The organism is Streptomyces sp. NPDC058371 (genome assembly GCF_042723265.1).
Classification (GTDB): Bacteria; Actinomycetota; Actinomycetes; order Streptomycetales; family Streptomycetaceae; genus Streptomyces.
On sequence record NZ_JBHXJC010000001.1, the window covers coordinates 631937 to 647127 of the forward strand.

At 72.1% G+C, this 15191-nt stretch carries 14 protein-coding genes, 1 tRNA gene and 1 pseudogene; 10 read left to right on the plus strand and 6 right to left on the minus strand.

Going from position 1 to position 15191, the window contains the following annotated elements; translation table 11 throughout:
* Positions 1-71: 71 nt before the first annotated feature.
* Positions 72-2018 (plus strand): ricin-type beta-trefoil lectin domain protein, encoded by a 1947-nt coding sequence (locus tag ACFWM2_RS02740; RefSeq protein ID WP_383272243.1) that lies wholly within the window; start codon positions 72-74, stop codon positions 2016-2018.
* Between the two features lie 23 nt (positions 2019-2041).
* Here the strand turns inward: ACFWM2_RS02740 and ACFWM2_RS02745 are convergent, their stop codons facing one another.
* The 3 genes from ACFWM2_RS02745 to ACFWM2_RS02755 form a co-directional block, all read right to left on the minus strand.
* The gene (locus ACFWM2_RS02745) at positions 2042-3301 is read right to left on the minus strand and encodes a hypothetical protein (protein ID WP_383272245.1); all 1260 of its coding nucleotides are present in this window, start codon (positions 3299-3301) and stop codon (positions 2042-2044) included.
* A gap of 322 nt (positions 3302-3623) precedes the next feature.
* Positions 3624-4373, minus strand: a complete 750-nt coding sequence (locus ACFWM2_RS02750; protein WP_383272247.1) for a DUF4232 domain-containing protein — start codon at positions 4371-4373, stop codon at positions 3624-3626.
* Positions 4374-4515: 142 nt separating this feature from the next.
* Positions 4516-5895 (minus strand): serine/threonine-protein kinase, encoded by a 1380-nt coding sequence (locus tag ACFWM2_RS02755; protein WP_383272249.1) that lies wholly within the window; start codon positions 5893-5895, stop codon positions 4516-4518.
* Positions 5896-5941: 46 nt separating this feature from the next.
* On the opposite strand from ACFWM2_RS02755, the gene ACFWM2_RS02760 reads away from it, so the two are divergent.
* From ACFWM2_RS02760 to ACFWM2_RS02775, 4 genes and pseudogenes are all read left to right on the plus strand, one after another.
* Positions 5942-6493, plus strand: a complete 552-nt coding sequence (locus ACFWM2_RS02760) for an RNA polymerase sigma factor (RefSeq protein ID WP_383272251.1) — start codon at positions 5942-5944, stop codon at positions 6491-6493.
* 103 nt (positions 6494-6596) lie between these two features.
* Positions 6597-7069: pseudogene (locus tag ACFWM2_RS02765) on the plus strand (FAD-binding protein); the annotation flags it as partial.
* 139 nt (positions 7070-7208) lie between these two features.
* Positions 7209-8198, plus strand: coding sequence for a dioxygenase (locus ACFWM2_RS02770; RefSeq protein WP_383272253.1), 990 nt, complete (start codon positions 7209-7211; stop codon positions 8196-8198).
* Complete coding sequence (locus tag ACFWM2_RS02775) at positions 8195-9271, plus strand: maleylacetate reductase (RefSeq protein ID WP_383272255.1); 1077 nt, start codon at positions 8195-8197, stop codon at positions 9269-9271. Before ACFWM2_RS02770 ends, ACFWM2_RS02775 begins: the two co-directional genes overlap by 4 nt.
* 36 nt (positions 9272-9307) lie before the next feature.
* Here ACFWM2_RS02775 and ACFWM2_RS02780 read toward each other — a convergent pair whose 3' ends face one another.
* Positions 9308-10234, minus strand: coding sequence for a LysR family transcriptional regulator (locus tag ACFWM2_RS02780; RefSeq protein WP_383272257.1), 927 nt, complete (start codon positions 10232-10234; stop codon positions 9308-9310).
* A gap of 154 nt (positions 10235-10388) precedes the next feature.
* On the opposite strand from ACFWM2_RS02780, the gene ACFWM2_RS02785 reads away from it, so the two are divergent.
* The 4 genes from ACFWM2_RS02785 to ACFWM2_RS02800 all read left to right on the plus strand — a co-directional run bounded on the left by ACFWM2_RS02785 (position 10389) and on the right by ACFWM2_RS02800 (position 13234).
* Positions 10389-11216, plus strand: a complete 828-nt coding sequence (locus tag ACFWM2_RS02785) for an SDR family oxidoreductase (RefSeq protein ID WP_383272259.1) — start codon at positions 10389-10391, stop codon at positions 11214-11216.
* 29 nt (positions 11217-11245) lie between these two features.
* On the plus strand, positions 11246-11680 hold the full coding sequence (locus tag ACFWM2_RS02790) for a hypothetical protein (RefSeq protein ID WP_383272261.1): 435 nt from the start codon (positions 11246-11248) through the stop codon (positions 11678-11680).
* 343 nt (positions 11681-12023) lie between these two features.
* Positions 12024-12239, plus strand: coding sequence for a hypothetical protein (locus ACFWM2_RS02795; protein ID WP_383272263.1), 216 nt, complete (start codon positions 12024-12026; stop codon positions 12237-12239).
* A 227-nt stretch (positions 12240-12466) separates the two neighbouring features.
* Positions 12467-13234: an NPP1 family protein gene (locus ACFWM2_RS02800; protein ID WP_383272264.1), complete on the plus strand. Its 768-nt coding sequence runs from the start codon at positions 12467-12469 to the stop codon at positions 13232-13234.
* 99 nt (positions 13235-13333) lie between these two features.
* Here ACFWM2_RS02800 and ACFWM2_RS02805 read toward each other — a convergent pair whose 3' ends face one another.
* Positions 13334-14221, minus strand: a complete 888-nt coding sequence (locus ACFWM2_RS02805) for an SDR family NAD(P)-dependent oxidoreductase (protein ID WP_383272266.1) — start codon at positions 14219-14221, stop codon at positions 13334-13336.
* Between the two features lie 301 nt (positions 14222-14522).
* On the opposite strand from ACFWM2_RS02805, the gene ACFWM2_RS02810 reads away from it, so the two are divergent.
* Positions 14523-14596 (plus strand) — tRNA-Pro (locus ACFWM2_RS02810).
* Positions 14597-14861: 265 nt separating this feature from the next.
* Here the strand turns inward: ACFWM2_RS02810 and ACFWM2_RS02815 are convergent.
* A complete protein-coding gene (locus ACFWM2_RS02815) occupies positions 14862-15143 on the minus strand; it encodes a hypothetical protein (protein ID WP_383272268.1) in 282 nt (93 codons plus the stop codon).
* Positions 15144-15191 lie beyond the last annotated feature (48 nt).

The following is a 15191-nucleotide window of genomic DNA, read 5'->3' on the forward strand; positions in this document are numbered from 1 at the left end:
GCTTCGTCGGGTGGGCTACATACCCATTGGTATGGACTAATTCCTGCGTTACCTTTGGGAGGAAAGCGGACGTGAATGATGGAGCTCAGTCGAATTCCCTCGGTCCCGCTCGTCTGTTCGAAGTCACGGATGCTCAGCTCGCGGCGGACCTGAAGAAGACCGCGGGGAAGGGGCCGGCGAACTATCCCGCCGGAGAACTCCTGGACCGGCACTGGGAAGCGGCCTTTACTTTCTCACGGCTGTGCACGAACGGCGTTCGGCCCGCCGGAATGCTCACCACCGCCGCATTTACCCGACTGTTCGGTGAGTCCCTGCGGGCGACGGGTCCGACGGCGGCCTGGCGGCCGCTGCTGCTGGTCACCGTCCGCCGTATGGCCGCCGAATGGGACAGGGACCAACGCCGGGAGATGCTCAGTCCCGAACTGCTGGCGGGCTCGGCCGCCGGCGAGCGGACCGCGCGATTCCTTCCGCCGGTGAACCGGCGTCTGCTGTCCCGGGCGTTCCAACGGCTCTCGGAGCCCGCCCGCTGTCTGCTGTGGCACACGACGGTCGAGGCCGAGGAACTGCCGGTGCCGGCCGGGCTGGTGGGCCTCAGCACGGAGGACGCCTCCGACGAACTACGGCGCGCGGTGGAGCGGCTGCGGGAAAGCTGCCTGGAGATCCACCGCGAACTGGCCCCCGCCGAGGAGTGCCGCCGCTACAACCGGCTGCTGGACGTCTCCTGCCGTCGCGGCGGCCTGAATCTCGACCGGGATCTCCGGCGTCATCTGGCCGGCTGCGCACACTGCCGCCATGCCGCCGACCAGTTGAACCAGTTCCACGGCCCGCTCGCCCTCCCGCTGGCCGAGGCCGTGATCGGCTGGGGCGCCGAGGCCTACGTCGACACCAGGCCGGGGGGTGCCATCGCGATCGTCGAGGTGCCGCGCATACCGGCCGACGCGATGGACGCGGAAGGCGACGCCCGCCTCCCGGGCCGTCCCCCACAGCCGAAGAGCCGCTCCTCCCGCGCCCCGGCGCGTCCGGAGGGCCGCCGTGCCGGGCCCGCGCAGCGACGTGCCACGAACGCCGACTCCGCGCCGCCGTCGCGCAGGGCTCGCCGTGCCCCGCGGCGCCGGAACATCGCCCTGGCCGTGCTGACCCTGAGCGGCCTGATCGTGGTCCCGCTGGTCCTGTGGGCCGGCGGTGGGTCCAACGACATGGCCGACGACGGCTCTTCGGGCACGCCTGGCACCGGCAAGGACGCGCCCGGCGGGAGCAAGTCCTGGATCGGGACCGGCGATGCCGCGGACGGTGCCGTGCGGGGCCGGCTGCGCAACGAGGAGACCGGGGAGTGCATCGGTCTCGCCGGTAAGCAGGCGGTCAGGGGAGCGGAGGCCGAACTCGCCCCGTGCTCCTCGACCGCGAGCCGCGAGTGGTCGTACGGGACGGACGGACTGCTGCGCGACCTGGCCGCTCCCGACCTCTGCCTCGACTCCCATCTCGGCTTCGAGCTCCGGCTGGCAGCCTGCGAGGGCAAGTCGCAGCCGAGCATCAACAACGTGCGCTACGACTTCACCGTCCAGGGCACGCTGGTGCCGCGCTGGAACCAGGACCTGGCACTGGCACCCGGCTCCGACAAGAGCAAGGCCCCCCTGGTCCTCAAGCTCCGCAAGGACGGGCCGGCCCAGCACTGGACCTTCGACACGTCCTCCCCCTCGCTCCAGATGGAGGCCGTCAACTGGGCGGCCGGCGACGGCCCGCAGCCGCCCGCCCTCAAGCCGGCCCCGCAGTCCGCGAAGACGCCGACGCCCCTTCCCGACCCCACGGGCAAGTCCTCGGCGCCGGCCGCCACCCCGAAGCCGGCGCCGACGGTCACGGTTCCCGCGTGGGGTGTCTGCTCCACGTACTACTACTGCTCGGGCACCGGTCAGTACGACTGGTCGGGCGCCGGCTCCGGCTACTACGGAGGCTCCGGCTACTACGGAGGCTCCGGTCGCGACGGCGGCTCCGGCTGGGACGGGGGCGGCGGAAGGCGCTGACGTCCCGCGCGGGAACGTACAGATCAGGACCCGGCCGTGCGCGCATTCGCGGTGCCCAGGAACTCCGCCCAGCCGCCGAGCGGCGACTGACCGGGGGAGAGGGTACGCAGCTTGCGCAGCACCGCCGGGTCCTGTGCTTCCAGCCATTCCACCAACTGCCGGAAGGACACCATGCGTACGTCGTCGTACGCGGCGATGTGCTCGACGACCTCCTCCACGGCGTCCATGTAGATACCGCCGTTCCACCGTTCGAAGTGGTTGCCGACGAAGAACGGGGCGCGGTTGCTGTCGTGGGCCCGGCGGAAGCCGGCCAGGTAGGTGTCGCGGGCCTGGGCATGCCAGGTGGCGAACCGGGCGCTGTCGCCGAGGGGGTTCGCGCCGGACTGGTTGGCCATCAGGTTGTAGTCCATCGACAGCACCTGGAAGGAGTGGCCGGAGAAGGGGATGGACTGGAGGGGGAAGTCCCAGATCCGGTCGCCCTGGACCTTTCCGGGCCAGATCTGCAGGCCGCCGGGGGAGCTTGCGTCGTACTTCCAGCCGAGTTCGGCGGCGGTGGGCAGCAGGTTGGCCTGGCCTTCGAGACACGGTGTGCGGCCGCCGATCAGCTCCTTGCGGTAGTCGAAGGGCAGCGGTTCGAGGTCGGTGAAGCCGGTGTTGGTCTTCCACTCGGTGACGAACCGCGTCGCCTGGTCGATCTCGCTGCGCCACTCGGCGGGCGACCAGCGGCGGACCCCGTCGCTGCCGCAGAAGTGGCCGTTGAAGTGGGTGCCTATCTCGTGCCCCTCCAGCCAGGCCGCGCGCACCTGCTCCAGGGTGGCGTGGATGTGCCGGTCGGCGAGATACCCGATCGCGGACGCCCCGACGGGGTGCTGCGGCGGTCGGTAGAGGTGCTTCTTCGACTCGGGCAGCGTGTAGATGCCGCTGAGGAAGAAGGTCATCGAGGCGCCGTGATCGGCGGCGACCCGGCGGAACCGGGAGAACAGCTGGTTGCTGAGTTCGCCCGCGCCGTCCCAGGAGAAGACCACGAACTGCGGCGGGCGTTCGCCGGGCTTCAGCCGCTGCGCCTTCGGCTGCCCCGGCTGGGCCCCGGTGTCGGCGGTGGACCCGTCGCCGATGAGCGTCACCGGCCGGGCCTGCGCGGTGCCCTTACGGTCGGCGGGCGCGCTGTCCGCACCGGAGCTGCCGCCGACCGTCCAGCCGTCGGCGGAACAGGCGGAGAGCGCGCCCAGGGCGCCGGCCGATGCCGCCGCGGTCAGCAGGTCCCTGCGTGATATGCCGCTCATGATCGTCCTCAGTTCCTCGCCACGGCTCCCGCTGTTCGGCGGGAGCCTCCGTTCCTGCGACGCGTCGCCGTGCGGGGCGCGTCGAGGAGTTGGATGTGCGGGGGCCGGGAAAAAGATCGCGGGAATCGGGACGCTTTGCCGTTCCTTGACGGATGCCGTCGGTCCGCGGGGCAGACGGCTGGGCGGGGAGCCCCGGCCAGGTGGCCGCCTGCGGGGCGTCGCCCACGTACACGCCGAACCCGCCGGGTCGCCTCCGGAGCGCACGTCGAACCCCGCCGGTCTGCAGGGCGCACCGGCGGGGTGGACGGGTGGGGAGCCCCGGTCAGGCGTTGGTGCCGGGGCGGACGACCGTCAGGGAGACCGACGAGGCGTTGCCGGACACGGGCACGTCGCCCTGCGTCCACTTCACCTTGAGCGAGGCCTTCTCGTCGGGCGGGGTGATGAGGAGCGAGGCCGGGGTGGCCGACTTCGCCCCGCTCACCTCGGGGTTGCTGAACGTCATACCGGCCGACGCGCTCCGCCCGGGAGCCAGCGTGACGGTCGTCGGCGTCTGCGAGGAGCGCTTCGGGTCGGGGCCCAGCTGCTTGCCCGACGCGTCGAGGAAGGCCGCTCCCGGGAAGCCGCGCAGCGTGCAGGTGCGCTGGGAGGTGTTGGTGAGGACGAGGGGGAAGTTCTCCTGCCCGGCGCCCGGGTCGTTCCTGCCGACCGAGGCGCGCAGCTCGGAGGTGTGGCAGCGGGTGCCGGTGGCACCGCTCCCGGTCGACGCCGTGGCCGAGCCGGACTTCGAGGCCTTGCCGGCTCGGGTCGGGGCCGTGCTGTCGGCCGGGTCGGCGGTGGGGCTCGAAGTCGTCCCCGTCGTCCCCGTCGTACGGTCGCCGGAGGCCGGCTCGGCCGTGCCGGGGAGTTTCTGCGGAGCGCCGCTCGTGCCGTTGTCGGTGCCGCAGGCGGTCAGCACGCCGAGCAGCGCGATGCCCGCCAGCAGTGCCGCCCGGCGAGCGTAGGGGGATGGGCGACGTGCGGGAACCGCGCCGGAGGGGTCCCTGTCCGCGTCACCGTGCCGGTAGGTCGCCATGCCACAACTCCTTGATCATCGCTGCCCGCGCCTCGGCGCGTGCACACGGCGCGTTGTGCCCCGTCACCAGTGTCCGATGCACTGAAGTACGGAAAAGTTCGCGGAATCGCTAGGCGAGTTCCGCTGGGGTTGCGGAGTGCCGTCAGGTTCCGACCCGAACGGAGTCCAGTACGCGGTCGGTGGCCGCGCTGCCTCCGTCAACCTGGCGGATCTGCACGTACACCTGCGGCTGCGGATCGCCGTCCGCGGCCGTGAGCCCCGCCTCCGTGACGGAGCCGCTGCCCGGGCAGTCGCTCCAGGTCCGGGTCAGCCCGTGCCAGCGTGCGCCGGTGTAGGGGCGGCTGCCGTCGTAGTGACAGCCGTTGTGGGCGATCGTACGGACCTCGGCGGTGACGTCCCCGTGTTCGCTCAGTCCGACGAAGGCCCCGCTGACCCGCGTGGTCAGGTCCTGCCACGCCGTCAGGTCGTCCGCGACGGCGAGTCCGGGCTCGTTCTCGTCCCGCAGCCCCAGTGCCCGCGGATTCCAGCCGGAGTCGCGCAACTGGCGGCTCCAGTCGTCCGGCACCTCCACCGAGACCCGCCCGGAGGCGTCCGCGACGCGCGCGGTCCCGGGCGAGGAATGCCGGGTCACCAGCGCGACGGTCACCCCGGCGGCACCGACCACGACCGCCGCGGCCAGCGCCGTGATCACGGTGCGGCGCCGGCGCCGCGGCCGGCGGGCGCCCCCGCGCGCCACCTGCTCCGCCAGCCGGTCCAGCTCGTCGGCGAAACCCGGCGCGGTGGGCCAGCGCCGCTCCCGGTCGGGCTCCAGGGCACGCATCAGGGCCCGGGTGACCTCCGGGTCCAGGTCCGTACGGAGCCGGTCCGGGCGGACGACCTTCCCGGGCGGCCCGGGGACCGTGCCGGTGAGGAGGTGGTAGCCGAGGGCGCCCAGGCTGTAGATGTCGGCCCGCGCGTCGATCCCGTACCCCGGCTCGGCCTGCTCCGGCGGGGTGTACCCGGCCGAACCCGCCGCCATGGTCAGCCCGGACGCCTGGGCCAGGCTCTTGGCCAGCCCGAGGTCCGCGAGCAGGACCCGGTCGCCGCCCGCCGAGGTGCGCAGCAGTACGTTCGACGGCTTGATGTCCCGGTGGACGATCCCTGCTTCGTGCAGCGCGGCGGCTCCCCGGGCGGCGAGGGCGGTCGTGCGCAACGCCTCGGCGGGGGGCAACGGTCCGGCCGCGACCCGGTCGGCGAGGGTGCCGCCGTCGGCGTACTCCATGACGAAGTAGGGCCTGCCGTCAGGCAGTTCACCGATGTCGTAGACCTGGACGACCCGGTTCGTGTCCGCGCGGCGCAGCAGACGCGCCTCGGAGAGGAACCGCTCCCGGACGTCCAGATGGTCGACCCAGTTCTCGGAGAGCACCTTCACGGCGACGGTGGCCTCCAGCTCGTCGTCATGGGCGAGCCAGACGACGCCGAAGCCGCCGGCGCCGAGGCGCCGGTCGAGACGGTAGCGGCCGATCCGCTCCAGGGAGTGCATGCGACTATCATGCCTGGCCTCTGAGTGACACCGAGGGGAGCATCCAGTGCAGGACGCGGCGGGGACCGAGGAGCTCGCGCTGCGTGCGGCCGGGGGTGACCCGACCGCGCTGGACGAGCTGCTCCAGCGCGTCCGGCCCGAGGTCGTCCGGCGCTGCGGGCGCTTCCTGCCCTGCCGCGAGGACGCCGAGGAGGCCGCTCAGGACGTCCTCCTCCAGGTGGCCCGGAAGATCACCACCTTCGAGGGCCGCAGCCGCTTCAGCACCTGGCTGTACACGGTGGTCGCCAACTGCGCGCGCCAGAAGTACCGCGAACTGAAGCGGCGGGCCGTCGAGCAGCCGGTGCCCGTCGACGCGGCGCAGCAGGTCGATCCGCGTACCACGAGCGTGATCGCCGGCTCCCGGGTCGACCTGCTGGAGGCGCTGGAGCGGCTGGAGCGGGAGCACCCCCATCTGGTGGCGCCGCTGGTCTACCGGGACATCTGCCAACTGGAGTACGTCGAGGTCGCCGAGCGGATCGGCATCCCGCTGGGGACGCTCAAGTCCCGTCTGCACGAGGCGCGCAGACAGGTCAGGCCCTGGCTCGCCGACGCCTCCTGAGGCCACGGCGAGCGGCCGGTCCGCACGCCCCTGGACGTCACAAGACCCTCGCGCGACATTCCTGACGCTGTATCAGGCATCGCCCCGGCCCTTGCGTTCCAACGACGCCTGGTACGCGTCAGGTGCCGCCCACAAGACCTGGACCCTCGACGCGCCGGCCGGGCGGATCGGGGTGCCCGGAGCCGCCCTCCGTGCCACCGTCAACCGCTTCAACAGCCTTGCCCTGGGCGGCAGGGACACCGACTTCCACCGCGGCGACAGCGTCTAAGACCACTACTGCACCGACCCCGCGGTCCTCCCCGACTCCTGCCTTGCGTCGCTGTGGCCGTCTCCTTCTACGCCCTCCGGATCGTCCCGGGCGACCTCGGCACCAAGGGCGGCCTGCGCACGGACGCCCGGGCACGGGTGCTGCGGCCCGACGGCTCGGTGATTCCCGGCCTGTACGCCGCCGGGAACGCCGGCGCCGCTGTCATGGGGCACAGTCACGCGGGCGCGGACGCGGGCTCGACGATCGGTCCCGCGATGACCTTCGGACACGTCGCGGCGCTGGACATCGCGGCGGGGGCCGGCGCCTGATCGGGGCCGGTGTCCGGTTCGGTGGGTTCGACGGTGCCCGCGCGGGAGCCCCGCGAGCACGCGCGGTTGCCGACACCCGTGCGACGGCGGATCCTCGGACCGTGCCTGAGGCGATCACCCGCGGGAGCAGGGGAGCGGAATGACGACCGAATCCACCGACACCACCGGCTCAACCCCATCCGTACGCCCGGCGGGATCCGTCGGCTCCGCCAAGGACGTCGGCTCCGCCAAGGACGTCGGCTCCGCCAAGGACATCGGCTCCACCAAGGACGTCGGCTTCACCCAGGGCGTCACCGAGGCAGTCGTCGGCAGCCTCCGGGACACTGCCGATCCGCGGCTGCGCGAGCTGCTCACCGTGCTCACCCGCCACCTCCACGACTTCGTGCGCGAGACGGAGCCGACGACGGCGGAGTGGGAACAGGCCATCGGCTTCCTGACCGCGACCGGACAGACGTGCACCGACACCCGGCAGGAGTTCATCCTCCTGTCCGACGTGCTGGGCGTCTCCATGCTGGTGGAGTCGGTCAACGGCCACCGCGGCCCGGCCGCCACCGAGTCCACCGTCCTGGGCCCCTTCCACCTGACCGAGTCACCGGTCCGCGCGCTCGGCGCGGACATCGACCTGGTGGGCGGCGGGGAGCCGTGCGTGGTCAGCGGCCGGGTGCTGTCCGCGGACGGCACCCCGCTGCCCGGCGCGGTCCTCGACGTCTGGCAGGCCGACACCGAGGGCTACTACGACGTACAGCGGCCGGACGTCCAGCCGCCCGGGAACGGACGGGGGCTCTTCACGGCGGACGGCGACGGCCGGTTCCGGTTCCGTACCTGCGTCCCGAGCCCGTACCCGATCCCCACCGACGGCCCGGTCGGCGCCCTCCTCCGCGCCACGGGCCGCCACCCCTTCCGCCCCGCCCACATCCACTTCATCGCCTCGGCCGCGGGGCACATCCCGGTCACCACGCACATCTTCGTGGCGGGCAGCGACTACCTCGACTCCGACGCCGTGTTCGCCGTCAAGGAGAGTCTGGTCCAGGACTTCACCGAGACCGACGATCCTTCCCTGGCGCGGGAGTTCGGCGTCGCGAACCCGTTCCGGCACGCCCGCTTCGACCTCGTACTGGAGCCCGTGTGAGCACCCCTGACGCGCCGCTCGACTTCGCTTACGAGTCCAGGCCGGCCCGGGTGGTCTTCCGGCCCGGCGCCGCGGTGTCCGCGACTCCGGACGCGGTCGCCCGGCTCGGGCTGCGCCGGCTGCTGGTGGTGTGCGGCAGCCGGGGCGAGGCCACCGCGAGGGCGGTCGCGGACGCCCTCGGCGACAGCTGCGCGGGGTTGCACGCCGGCGCCAGGATGCACGTGCCCGTGGAGGTCGCGGACCGGGCCGTCGAGGTGGTCCGGGCGGCGGGCGCCGACGGGTGCGTCGCGGTCGGCGGCGGCTCCGCGATCGGCCTCGGCAAGGCGATCGCGCTGCGCACCGGCCTGCCGCTCATCGCCGTGCCCTCGACGTACTCCGGCTCGGAGATGACTCCCGTCTGGGGCCTGACCGAAGACGGCGCCAAGCGCACCGGCCGCGACCCCGTCGTCCAGCCCCGCAGCGTCGTCTACGACCCGGAGCTCACCCTCTCCCTCCCGGTGCCCCTCTCCGTGACCAGTGGCGTCAACGCCCTCGCGCACGCCGCCGAAGCGCTGTACGCGCCCGACGTCTCGCCCCTGGTCTCCCTCATGGCCGAGGAGGGCGTACGGGCCATGGCCGGCGCCCTTCCCGCAGTGGCCGCCGCTCCCGACGACCTCGGCGCGCGCGGCCGTGCCCTGTACGGAGCCTGGCTGTGCGGGTCCTGCCTCGGTGCCACGACCATGGGGCTGCACCACAAGCTCTGCCATGTGCTCGGCGGTACCTTCGGGCTGCCGCACGCGCAGACGCACACGGTCGTCCTGCCGTACGCCCTCGCCTACAACGCGCCCGCCGCGCCCCGGGCGATCGCCGCTCTGGAACGGGCCCTGGGGACCGACGACGTCCCGCGCTTCCTCCGCGACCTGGCCGGCCGGCTCGGCGCGCCCCGCTCGCTGGCCGAACTCGGGCTCACCGAAGCCGACTTGGCGGTCGCCGCCGTACAGGTCGCCGGCCAGCCCCCGCCGAATCCGCGCGAGGTCACGGAGGACGGCGTATTCGGCCTGCTGAAAGCGGCGCTCCAGGGCGCGACCCCCTGACCGGGGCCCCGGACAAGGCCGCCTCCCGGACAGGCGTCAGTCCGTGCCCAGGTCGGGGCCGAGGTGCTCCTCCACATGTGCGGGCAGCACACGTGCATGTGCGGCGAGCATGTCGAGGAAGGCGGTCGTCAACGGGTCCGGATGAGGGCGGGTGTAGGCGGTCAGGGCACGGCGCACGGGCGGGTCGGGACGCAGCAGCCGGCCGGTGAAGTGCGGCGGGATGACATTGGCGGGGACCAGCGCGGGGCCCAGGCCCGCCGCGGCGAGCAGCGGCGCGGCGGCGGTCTGCTCGGTGCGGACCGCCGTCAGGGGGCGGAACCCGGCGGCGGCGCAGGTACGGTCGAGGATCTCGGCGAGGCCGTTGCCCGTCGCGTAGTGCACCCAGCTGCGCTCGGACAGGTCGGCGAGCCGTACGCGGGTGGCGCCCTGCCGGGCGGCCGGATCGTCGGCCGTGACGACCACGACGAACTCCTCGGTGCCCAGCTCGCGCAGCAGACCGTCCCAGTGCGGCGGCCGGGGTCCGACGGCGAGGTCGGCGCGCCCGACGGTCATCGTGTCGTGCAGTTCCGCCGAGTGCCGGTGGTCCAGCAGCCGTACCTGGATCTGCGGGTGCGTCTGTCGCCACAGGTGCAGCACCGGCGGGAGGACGCCGAGGACGACCGAGTAGACGGCGGCGAGCTGGAGCTCGCCCGTTTCCAGACCGGCCGCACGACGGGCTGCGGAGCGCGCCCGGCCGGCGTCGGCGAGGGCGGCACGGGCGTGGGGCAGCATCGCCCGGCCCATCGGGGTGAGCCGGACCGAGCGCGGCAGACGCTCCAGCAGCGGGCCCCCGCTGTCCCGCTCCAGGGCGCGGACCTGGTGGGAGAGCGCAGGTTGGGAGACGTGCAGCAGCTCGGCGGCGCGGGTGAAGGACCCGGAGTCGACGACCGTCACCAGGTATTCCAGCTGCCTCAGCGTTGCCATAGACCCAGGTTATGGCAGACGTAGAAAGCATGTCTTGGACATATCGTCGGCTGCGGCGCAGAGTCGGAGCAGAGCCGTTTCAGCCAGCCGTACGCCGTATGTCCTGTGCTCCGTGTCCCAGGGACGGGGTGCGGCACGAGTGATGAGGTGCGCCATGCCCGCTTCCCCCACCGCCCCCGCGTCCCCCACGAGCGGTTCGCCGAGCTCGGCGTCCGCAGCTCCACCGGCCTCGGCCGCCGCTTCGCCGTCCGCGGCGACCGCCGGTCCTTCGGGTCTCGAAGGGCGACGGATCGTCGTGATCGGGGCGGGGTCCCGCATGGGCCGGGCCCTGGCCGTGCGGGCGTCGTCGGCGGGCGCCGAGCTGATCCTCGCGGGCCCGGACCTCGGCAAGCTGAAGCTGACGGCCGACGAGCTGCCCGGAGCGGTCAGGATCCTGGCCCTTGACCTCATGGACGAGGACTCGATCGTCGGGTTCGCCGCCGAGGCGGGGGAGTTCGACCACCTGGTGTCGACCGCGGCGATGCCCGCCAACGGGCCGGTCGCCGAACTCGAACTCGCCGCGGTGCAGCGGGCGTTCACCGCCAAGGTGACCGGTCCGCTGATGCTCGCCAAGCACCTGGCCGGTCAGGTGCGCGAGGGCGGCTCGTTCACCTTCTTCTCCGGTGTGGCGGCATGGCGTCCCGCGCCCGGCCGGGTCGTGATGGCCACCACGAACGGCGCACTGGCATTCCTGGTGGAGGCGCTCGCGGTGGAACTCGCTCCGCTGCGGGTGAACGCCGTCTCGCCCGGCATCGTCGACTCCGGGGCCTGGGACGGCATGGGGGACGGCAAGGAGCCGTTCCTGCGCCAGGTCGCCGAGCAGAACCCCGCCCGCCGCGTCGGCACCCCCGACGACATCGTCCAGGCGGTGCTGTTCACGCTCACCAACCCGTACGTCACCGGCACCGTGGTGCACGTGGACGGCGGCGGACGGCTCGCCTGACCGGCGCGGGTCACCCGGGACACGGACGCATGAGCACGCACGAGGTGGACGAGTTGCCACTCGCCGGCGAACCGGTCGCCGACGGCTTCCACGGCTGGTCGCCCCAGCTGCGCGAGGAATTCCGGCACAACGCCTTCAACGGCCAGGTCGGCCGGACACTCCTCAGCGAGACCGAACGGGTGCGGGTGTGGGAGATCCGCCTCGCCCCCGGCGAGCGGGTGCCGGCGCACCGGCATGTCCTCGACTACTTCTGGACGGCGGTGACCGGCGGCCGCAGCCGCCAGCACACCGGCGACGGCACCACCCGGGAGGTGGAGTACGGTCCCGGCGAGACCCGGCACTTCTCGTTCCGCCCCGGCCAGTACCTGCTCCACGACCTGGAGAACGTGGGTCCCACGACCTTGATCTTCACCACCGTCGAGTTCAAGGACAGCGACAACGCGCCTCTGTCTCTGGGGAGTTGAGGAGGGCCCTCATCCTCTCCGGGACGCGCCCTCCGCCCCCGGGCGAGCCCCTTCACCCGGCCCACGTGCGAGTGGCCGACGTCTGCCGCGCACGGGGAGCGCGCCCCGGACGCGACGGCGCTCATCGGTGGCCGGGAGAACGGGGCGGACGGACGGGCGGTCCCGCTGGGATCCGTGGAGGACGCGGAACCCAGGAGGATCGACGTATGAGCCTGCCGACCCTCCAGGAACCCGGCGCTCGCACCGCCAATTGGCCCGCACCGACAGGCCAACGGGGGATCTTGTTCACCCGGACAGCCGGGACAAAGGGGGCATTCACCCCCGACGTGTTGAAGATATGCACATGACCTACATGAAGCGCACCACCACGGTGCTCACCGGCCTCCTGCTGAGCGTCGCCGTCCTCGGTGGCACGACGGCGACCGCCCACGCCGCAGAGAGCGTGAACCCCCGCGACAGCTCCCACTACGGCGACTACAAGGAATGCGCCAACAACGACTTCGGCGTGACCCTCCTCGGGATTCCTCTCCTGGGGCTGCTGATCCCGGACAAGTGCTGACCTGTTCCACCCGGGACGCGCGGAGCTCTTCGGCTCCGCGCGTCCCTCTTTTGCGTGGGTCTTTCGCGTGCTCCGCCCCCAACTGGCCCGTTCCTCGCGTTGGTTGATCCGTCATCACTCTGACACCCCCTGATGCTTGTGCTGTCGACCGCTGCCCGAAAAGCTGATCTGGGCATGCCAATACGACCGCCTGCCCCCACCCCGCGGTCGACCAGGAGGACGCAGTAGTGAAGACAAGCTCGCGTATCGGCAAGGTCTCGTTCATCCTCGGCAGCGCGGTCGCGCTCGTCGTCGCCCTCCCGGGCAGCGCGCTCGCCGACCCGCCCAAGGCCCTGCCCGCCAACGCGGACGGGCTGGAGCAGACCTTCCAGCCGGCCTACGACTACGACACGGACGGCTGTTACCCCACCCCGGCCATCGGCCCCGACGGGACGATCAACCCGGGCCTCAACCCGAGCGGTGCGCTGAACGGCCAGTGCCGTGACTCCTGGGACCTCGACAACACCAACGGGTACTCCCGCGAGAAGTGCAACAACGGCTGGTGCGCGATCATGTACGGCCTGTACTTCGAGAAGGACCAGGCCGTGGTCGGCAGCAGTCTCGGCGGCCACCGCAACGACTGGGAACACGTCGTGGTGTGGGTGCAGAACAACCAGGCCCAGTACGTCTCGACCTCGGCCCACGGCAACTTCAACGTCTACTCGCGTGACCAGATGCGGTGGGACGGCACGCACCCCAAGGTCGTCTACCACAAGGACGGCGTGGGCACGCACTGCTTCCGCCCGGCGAACTCCAACGACGAGCCGCCGGAGAACCACTACCACTCCTGGCAGTTCCCGAGGCTGGTCGGCTGGAACGGCTATCCCGCGGGCCTCCGCGACAAGCTGAGCCAGGCCAACTTCGGCAGCGCGGTCTTCGGCCTCAAGGACGGCAACTTCAACTACCACCTGGAGAAGGCCAAGCCGGCCGGCATCGCCTTCGACCCGAACGCCTGACGAACCCGGGGCGGTGGTGGCCGCACCGCGTCCACCACCGCCGACGGTTGCTAGGGCGTGTCAGGCGTCGCAGGGCAGACGGGACTTTGCGGACCCGCCCTAGCGGGTGAGCAGCTCATCCTGCCGGCGGGGCGGGGTGCCGTCGTGCCACGGGAGCACCGCACCGAAGCGCACGAGTTCGCCGTACGTCGCCGGGTCCACCTCCGCGGACAGCAGCAGGTCGAGCACCGCGACCGCGGCCTGCGCCGGGGTCTGGGCCTGGCTGAAGTCCGCGAACCACGGCCGGGACAGGGCGGTGTCCACGAGTCCGGGGCAGACCGCCGCGACGAGGATGTTCCGCCGCAGGTCGGCAGTGCGCCGCTGCGCCGCCACCGCCCGTACGGCGGCGACCTGGGCCACCTTGGACGGCACGTTGATCCAGCGCGGCCAGCCCAGTTCCTCCGCCGTGCCGTCGTGAAGGGCGGACCGCCAGGACTCGACGGCCTTCTCGACGTCGTCCAGTGAGGCGCCGTCGAACAGCTGGTGAAGCGGTGGTTCCAGATGGCCGAGCGTGCCCAGGGAGCTGGCCACCACGATCAGGCGGCCGCCCGGGCGCAGCACCGGCCCGAACGAGCGCAGTACGGCGTGCGCGCCCCTGTTGGCGACATCGATGAACGCGTCGGCCTGTTCGGACTGCGGGCGGTCGGGGGTGAGTGGGGCGCAGGCGTTGGACACCACGAGGTCCACCCCGCCGTACCGGTCGCCGAGTTCGGCGGCCAGCCGGGCCACCGCGTCGGCGTCCGTGACGTCCAGCACCCGTCCTTCCACCCGGCTCCTGGTGGCCGGGTCCTCGCGGACCGGATCGGCGGCGTCCGAGACCCGCTGTGCGTTGCGTCCGGTGAGCAGGACCAGGTCGTCGGGGCCCAGCCGGGCGGCCAGTCCCTCGACGAGCGCCCTGCCGAGTCCCTGGTTGGCACCGGTGACGAGAGCGAATCGTGCAGCTGTCATGCCACCAGGCTAGGAAGTCCGCGCCCATGCGGCCAACGAAACTTCGGCACGCCGGGTATGCGCAAAAGTCATGGATGAAAGTCATGGATGGCCGACGTCGCCCACGCAGACCGAGACGCCCCGTCCCGGCACCGAGGCCGATCCGCCCGGACCACGCACCGCCGACATCGGCGGCAGTCCTCGTCCCCCTGGCCGGAACCTCGCCTCCGCCGTCGAGCCGGCCGCCGGCCCGGCAAGGCCTTCGTCCGGCGTGCGGTAGGGTTTACCTGCGCGATCACGTGGGTCACCACGGGCAGCGCACCGGGACGTGGCGCAGCTTGGTAGCGCACTTGACTGGGGGTCAAGGGGTCGCAGGTTCAAATCCTGTCGTCCCGACTCGAAAGAGTCGGAGGTCAGAGGCCGTATCGGAGGGTTCCGGTACGGCCTTTTGATCGTTTTCGGGGCCAGTTGGGGAACAAACCCCTCGGCGGAACCTGCGGCCCACCCTGACCGGTCGAGCCGCAGTCGGCAGAGGCGCAGATCAGATGTCCGGCCCGATGCACGTCGTCACTCGACGGGGCGACTCAGGTCGAACTGGCGCGGCGGTCGGGGCGAGGCCGTCACGGGGTGCGGGGGTTTCCGCCCGGAGGCGGCGTCGGTGCTACGCCACCACGTATCCCTCGGTCCACTCGTCCTCGTCGAGGACGGACTCCTGGATGTAGAAGCAGTCGGGTTCGTCCGCGAATCCGGGGAGCCGCCGGGCCCTCTCGATGCGTTCGCGCGCGGCCTCGCGGCTCGAATACGTGCCGAGGTGTTTGACGTCGTCACCGGCCCCCTCGTCGGACCAGAAGTCGTCGGGTTTGGTGAAGTGGCGGACCTCGCCGTCCTCTTCGGCGAGATGATGCACATGCCACAGCAGGTAGACCGCGGTGGTTCCAGCCATCGTTGGCATGCCTTTCGTTCTGTCGTCTCGTAGCCGGTTTCGCCGTTC

Bases quoted from the DNA above. Each gene is read 5' to 3' on its own strand.
- ACFWM2_RS02795 (WP_383272263.1), top strand. From the start codon at position 12,024: ATGACCTACATGAAGCGCACCACCACGGTGCTCACCGGCCTCCTGCTG.
- ACFWM2_RS02785 (WP_383272259.1), top strand. From the start codon at position 10,389: ATGCCCGCTTCCCCCACCGCCCCCGCGTCCCCCACGAGCGGTTCGCCG.
- ACFWM2_RS02805 (WP_383272266.1), bottom strand. From the start codon at position 14,221: ATGACAGCTGCACGATTCGCTCTCGTCACCGGTGCCAACCAGGGACTC.
- ACFWM2_RS02745 (WP_383272245.1), bottom strand. From the start codon at position 3,301: ATGAGCGGCATATCACGCAGGGACCTGCTGACCGCGGCGGCATCGGCC.
- ACFWM2_RS02770 (WP_383272253.1), top strand. From the start codon at position 7,209: ATGACGACCGAATCCACCGACACCACCGGCTCAACCCCATCCGTACGC.
- ACFWM2_RS02790 (WP_383272261.1), top strand. From the start codon at position 11,246: ATGAGCACGCACGAGGTGGACGAGTTGCCACTCGCCGGCGAACCGGTC.
- ACFWM2_RS02815 (WP_383272268.1), bottom strand. From the start codon at position 15,143: ATGGCTGGAACCACCGCGGTCTACCTGCTGTGGCATGTGCATCATCTC.
- ACFWM2_RS02750 (WP_383272247.1), bottom strand. From the start codon at position 4,373: ATGGCGACCTACCGGCACGGTGACGCGGACAGGGACCCCTCCGGCGCG.
- ACFWM2_RS02755 (WP_383272249.1), bottom strand. From the start codon at position 5,895: ATGCACTCCCTGGAGCGGATCGGCCGCTACCGTCTCGACCGGCGCCTC.
- ACFWM2_RS02780 (WP_383272257.1), bottom strand. From the start codon at position 10,234: ATGGCAACGCTGAGGCAGCTGGAATACCTGGTGACGGTCGTCGACTCC.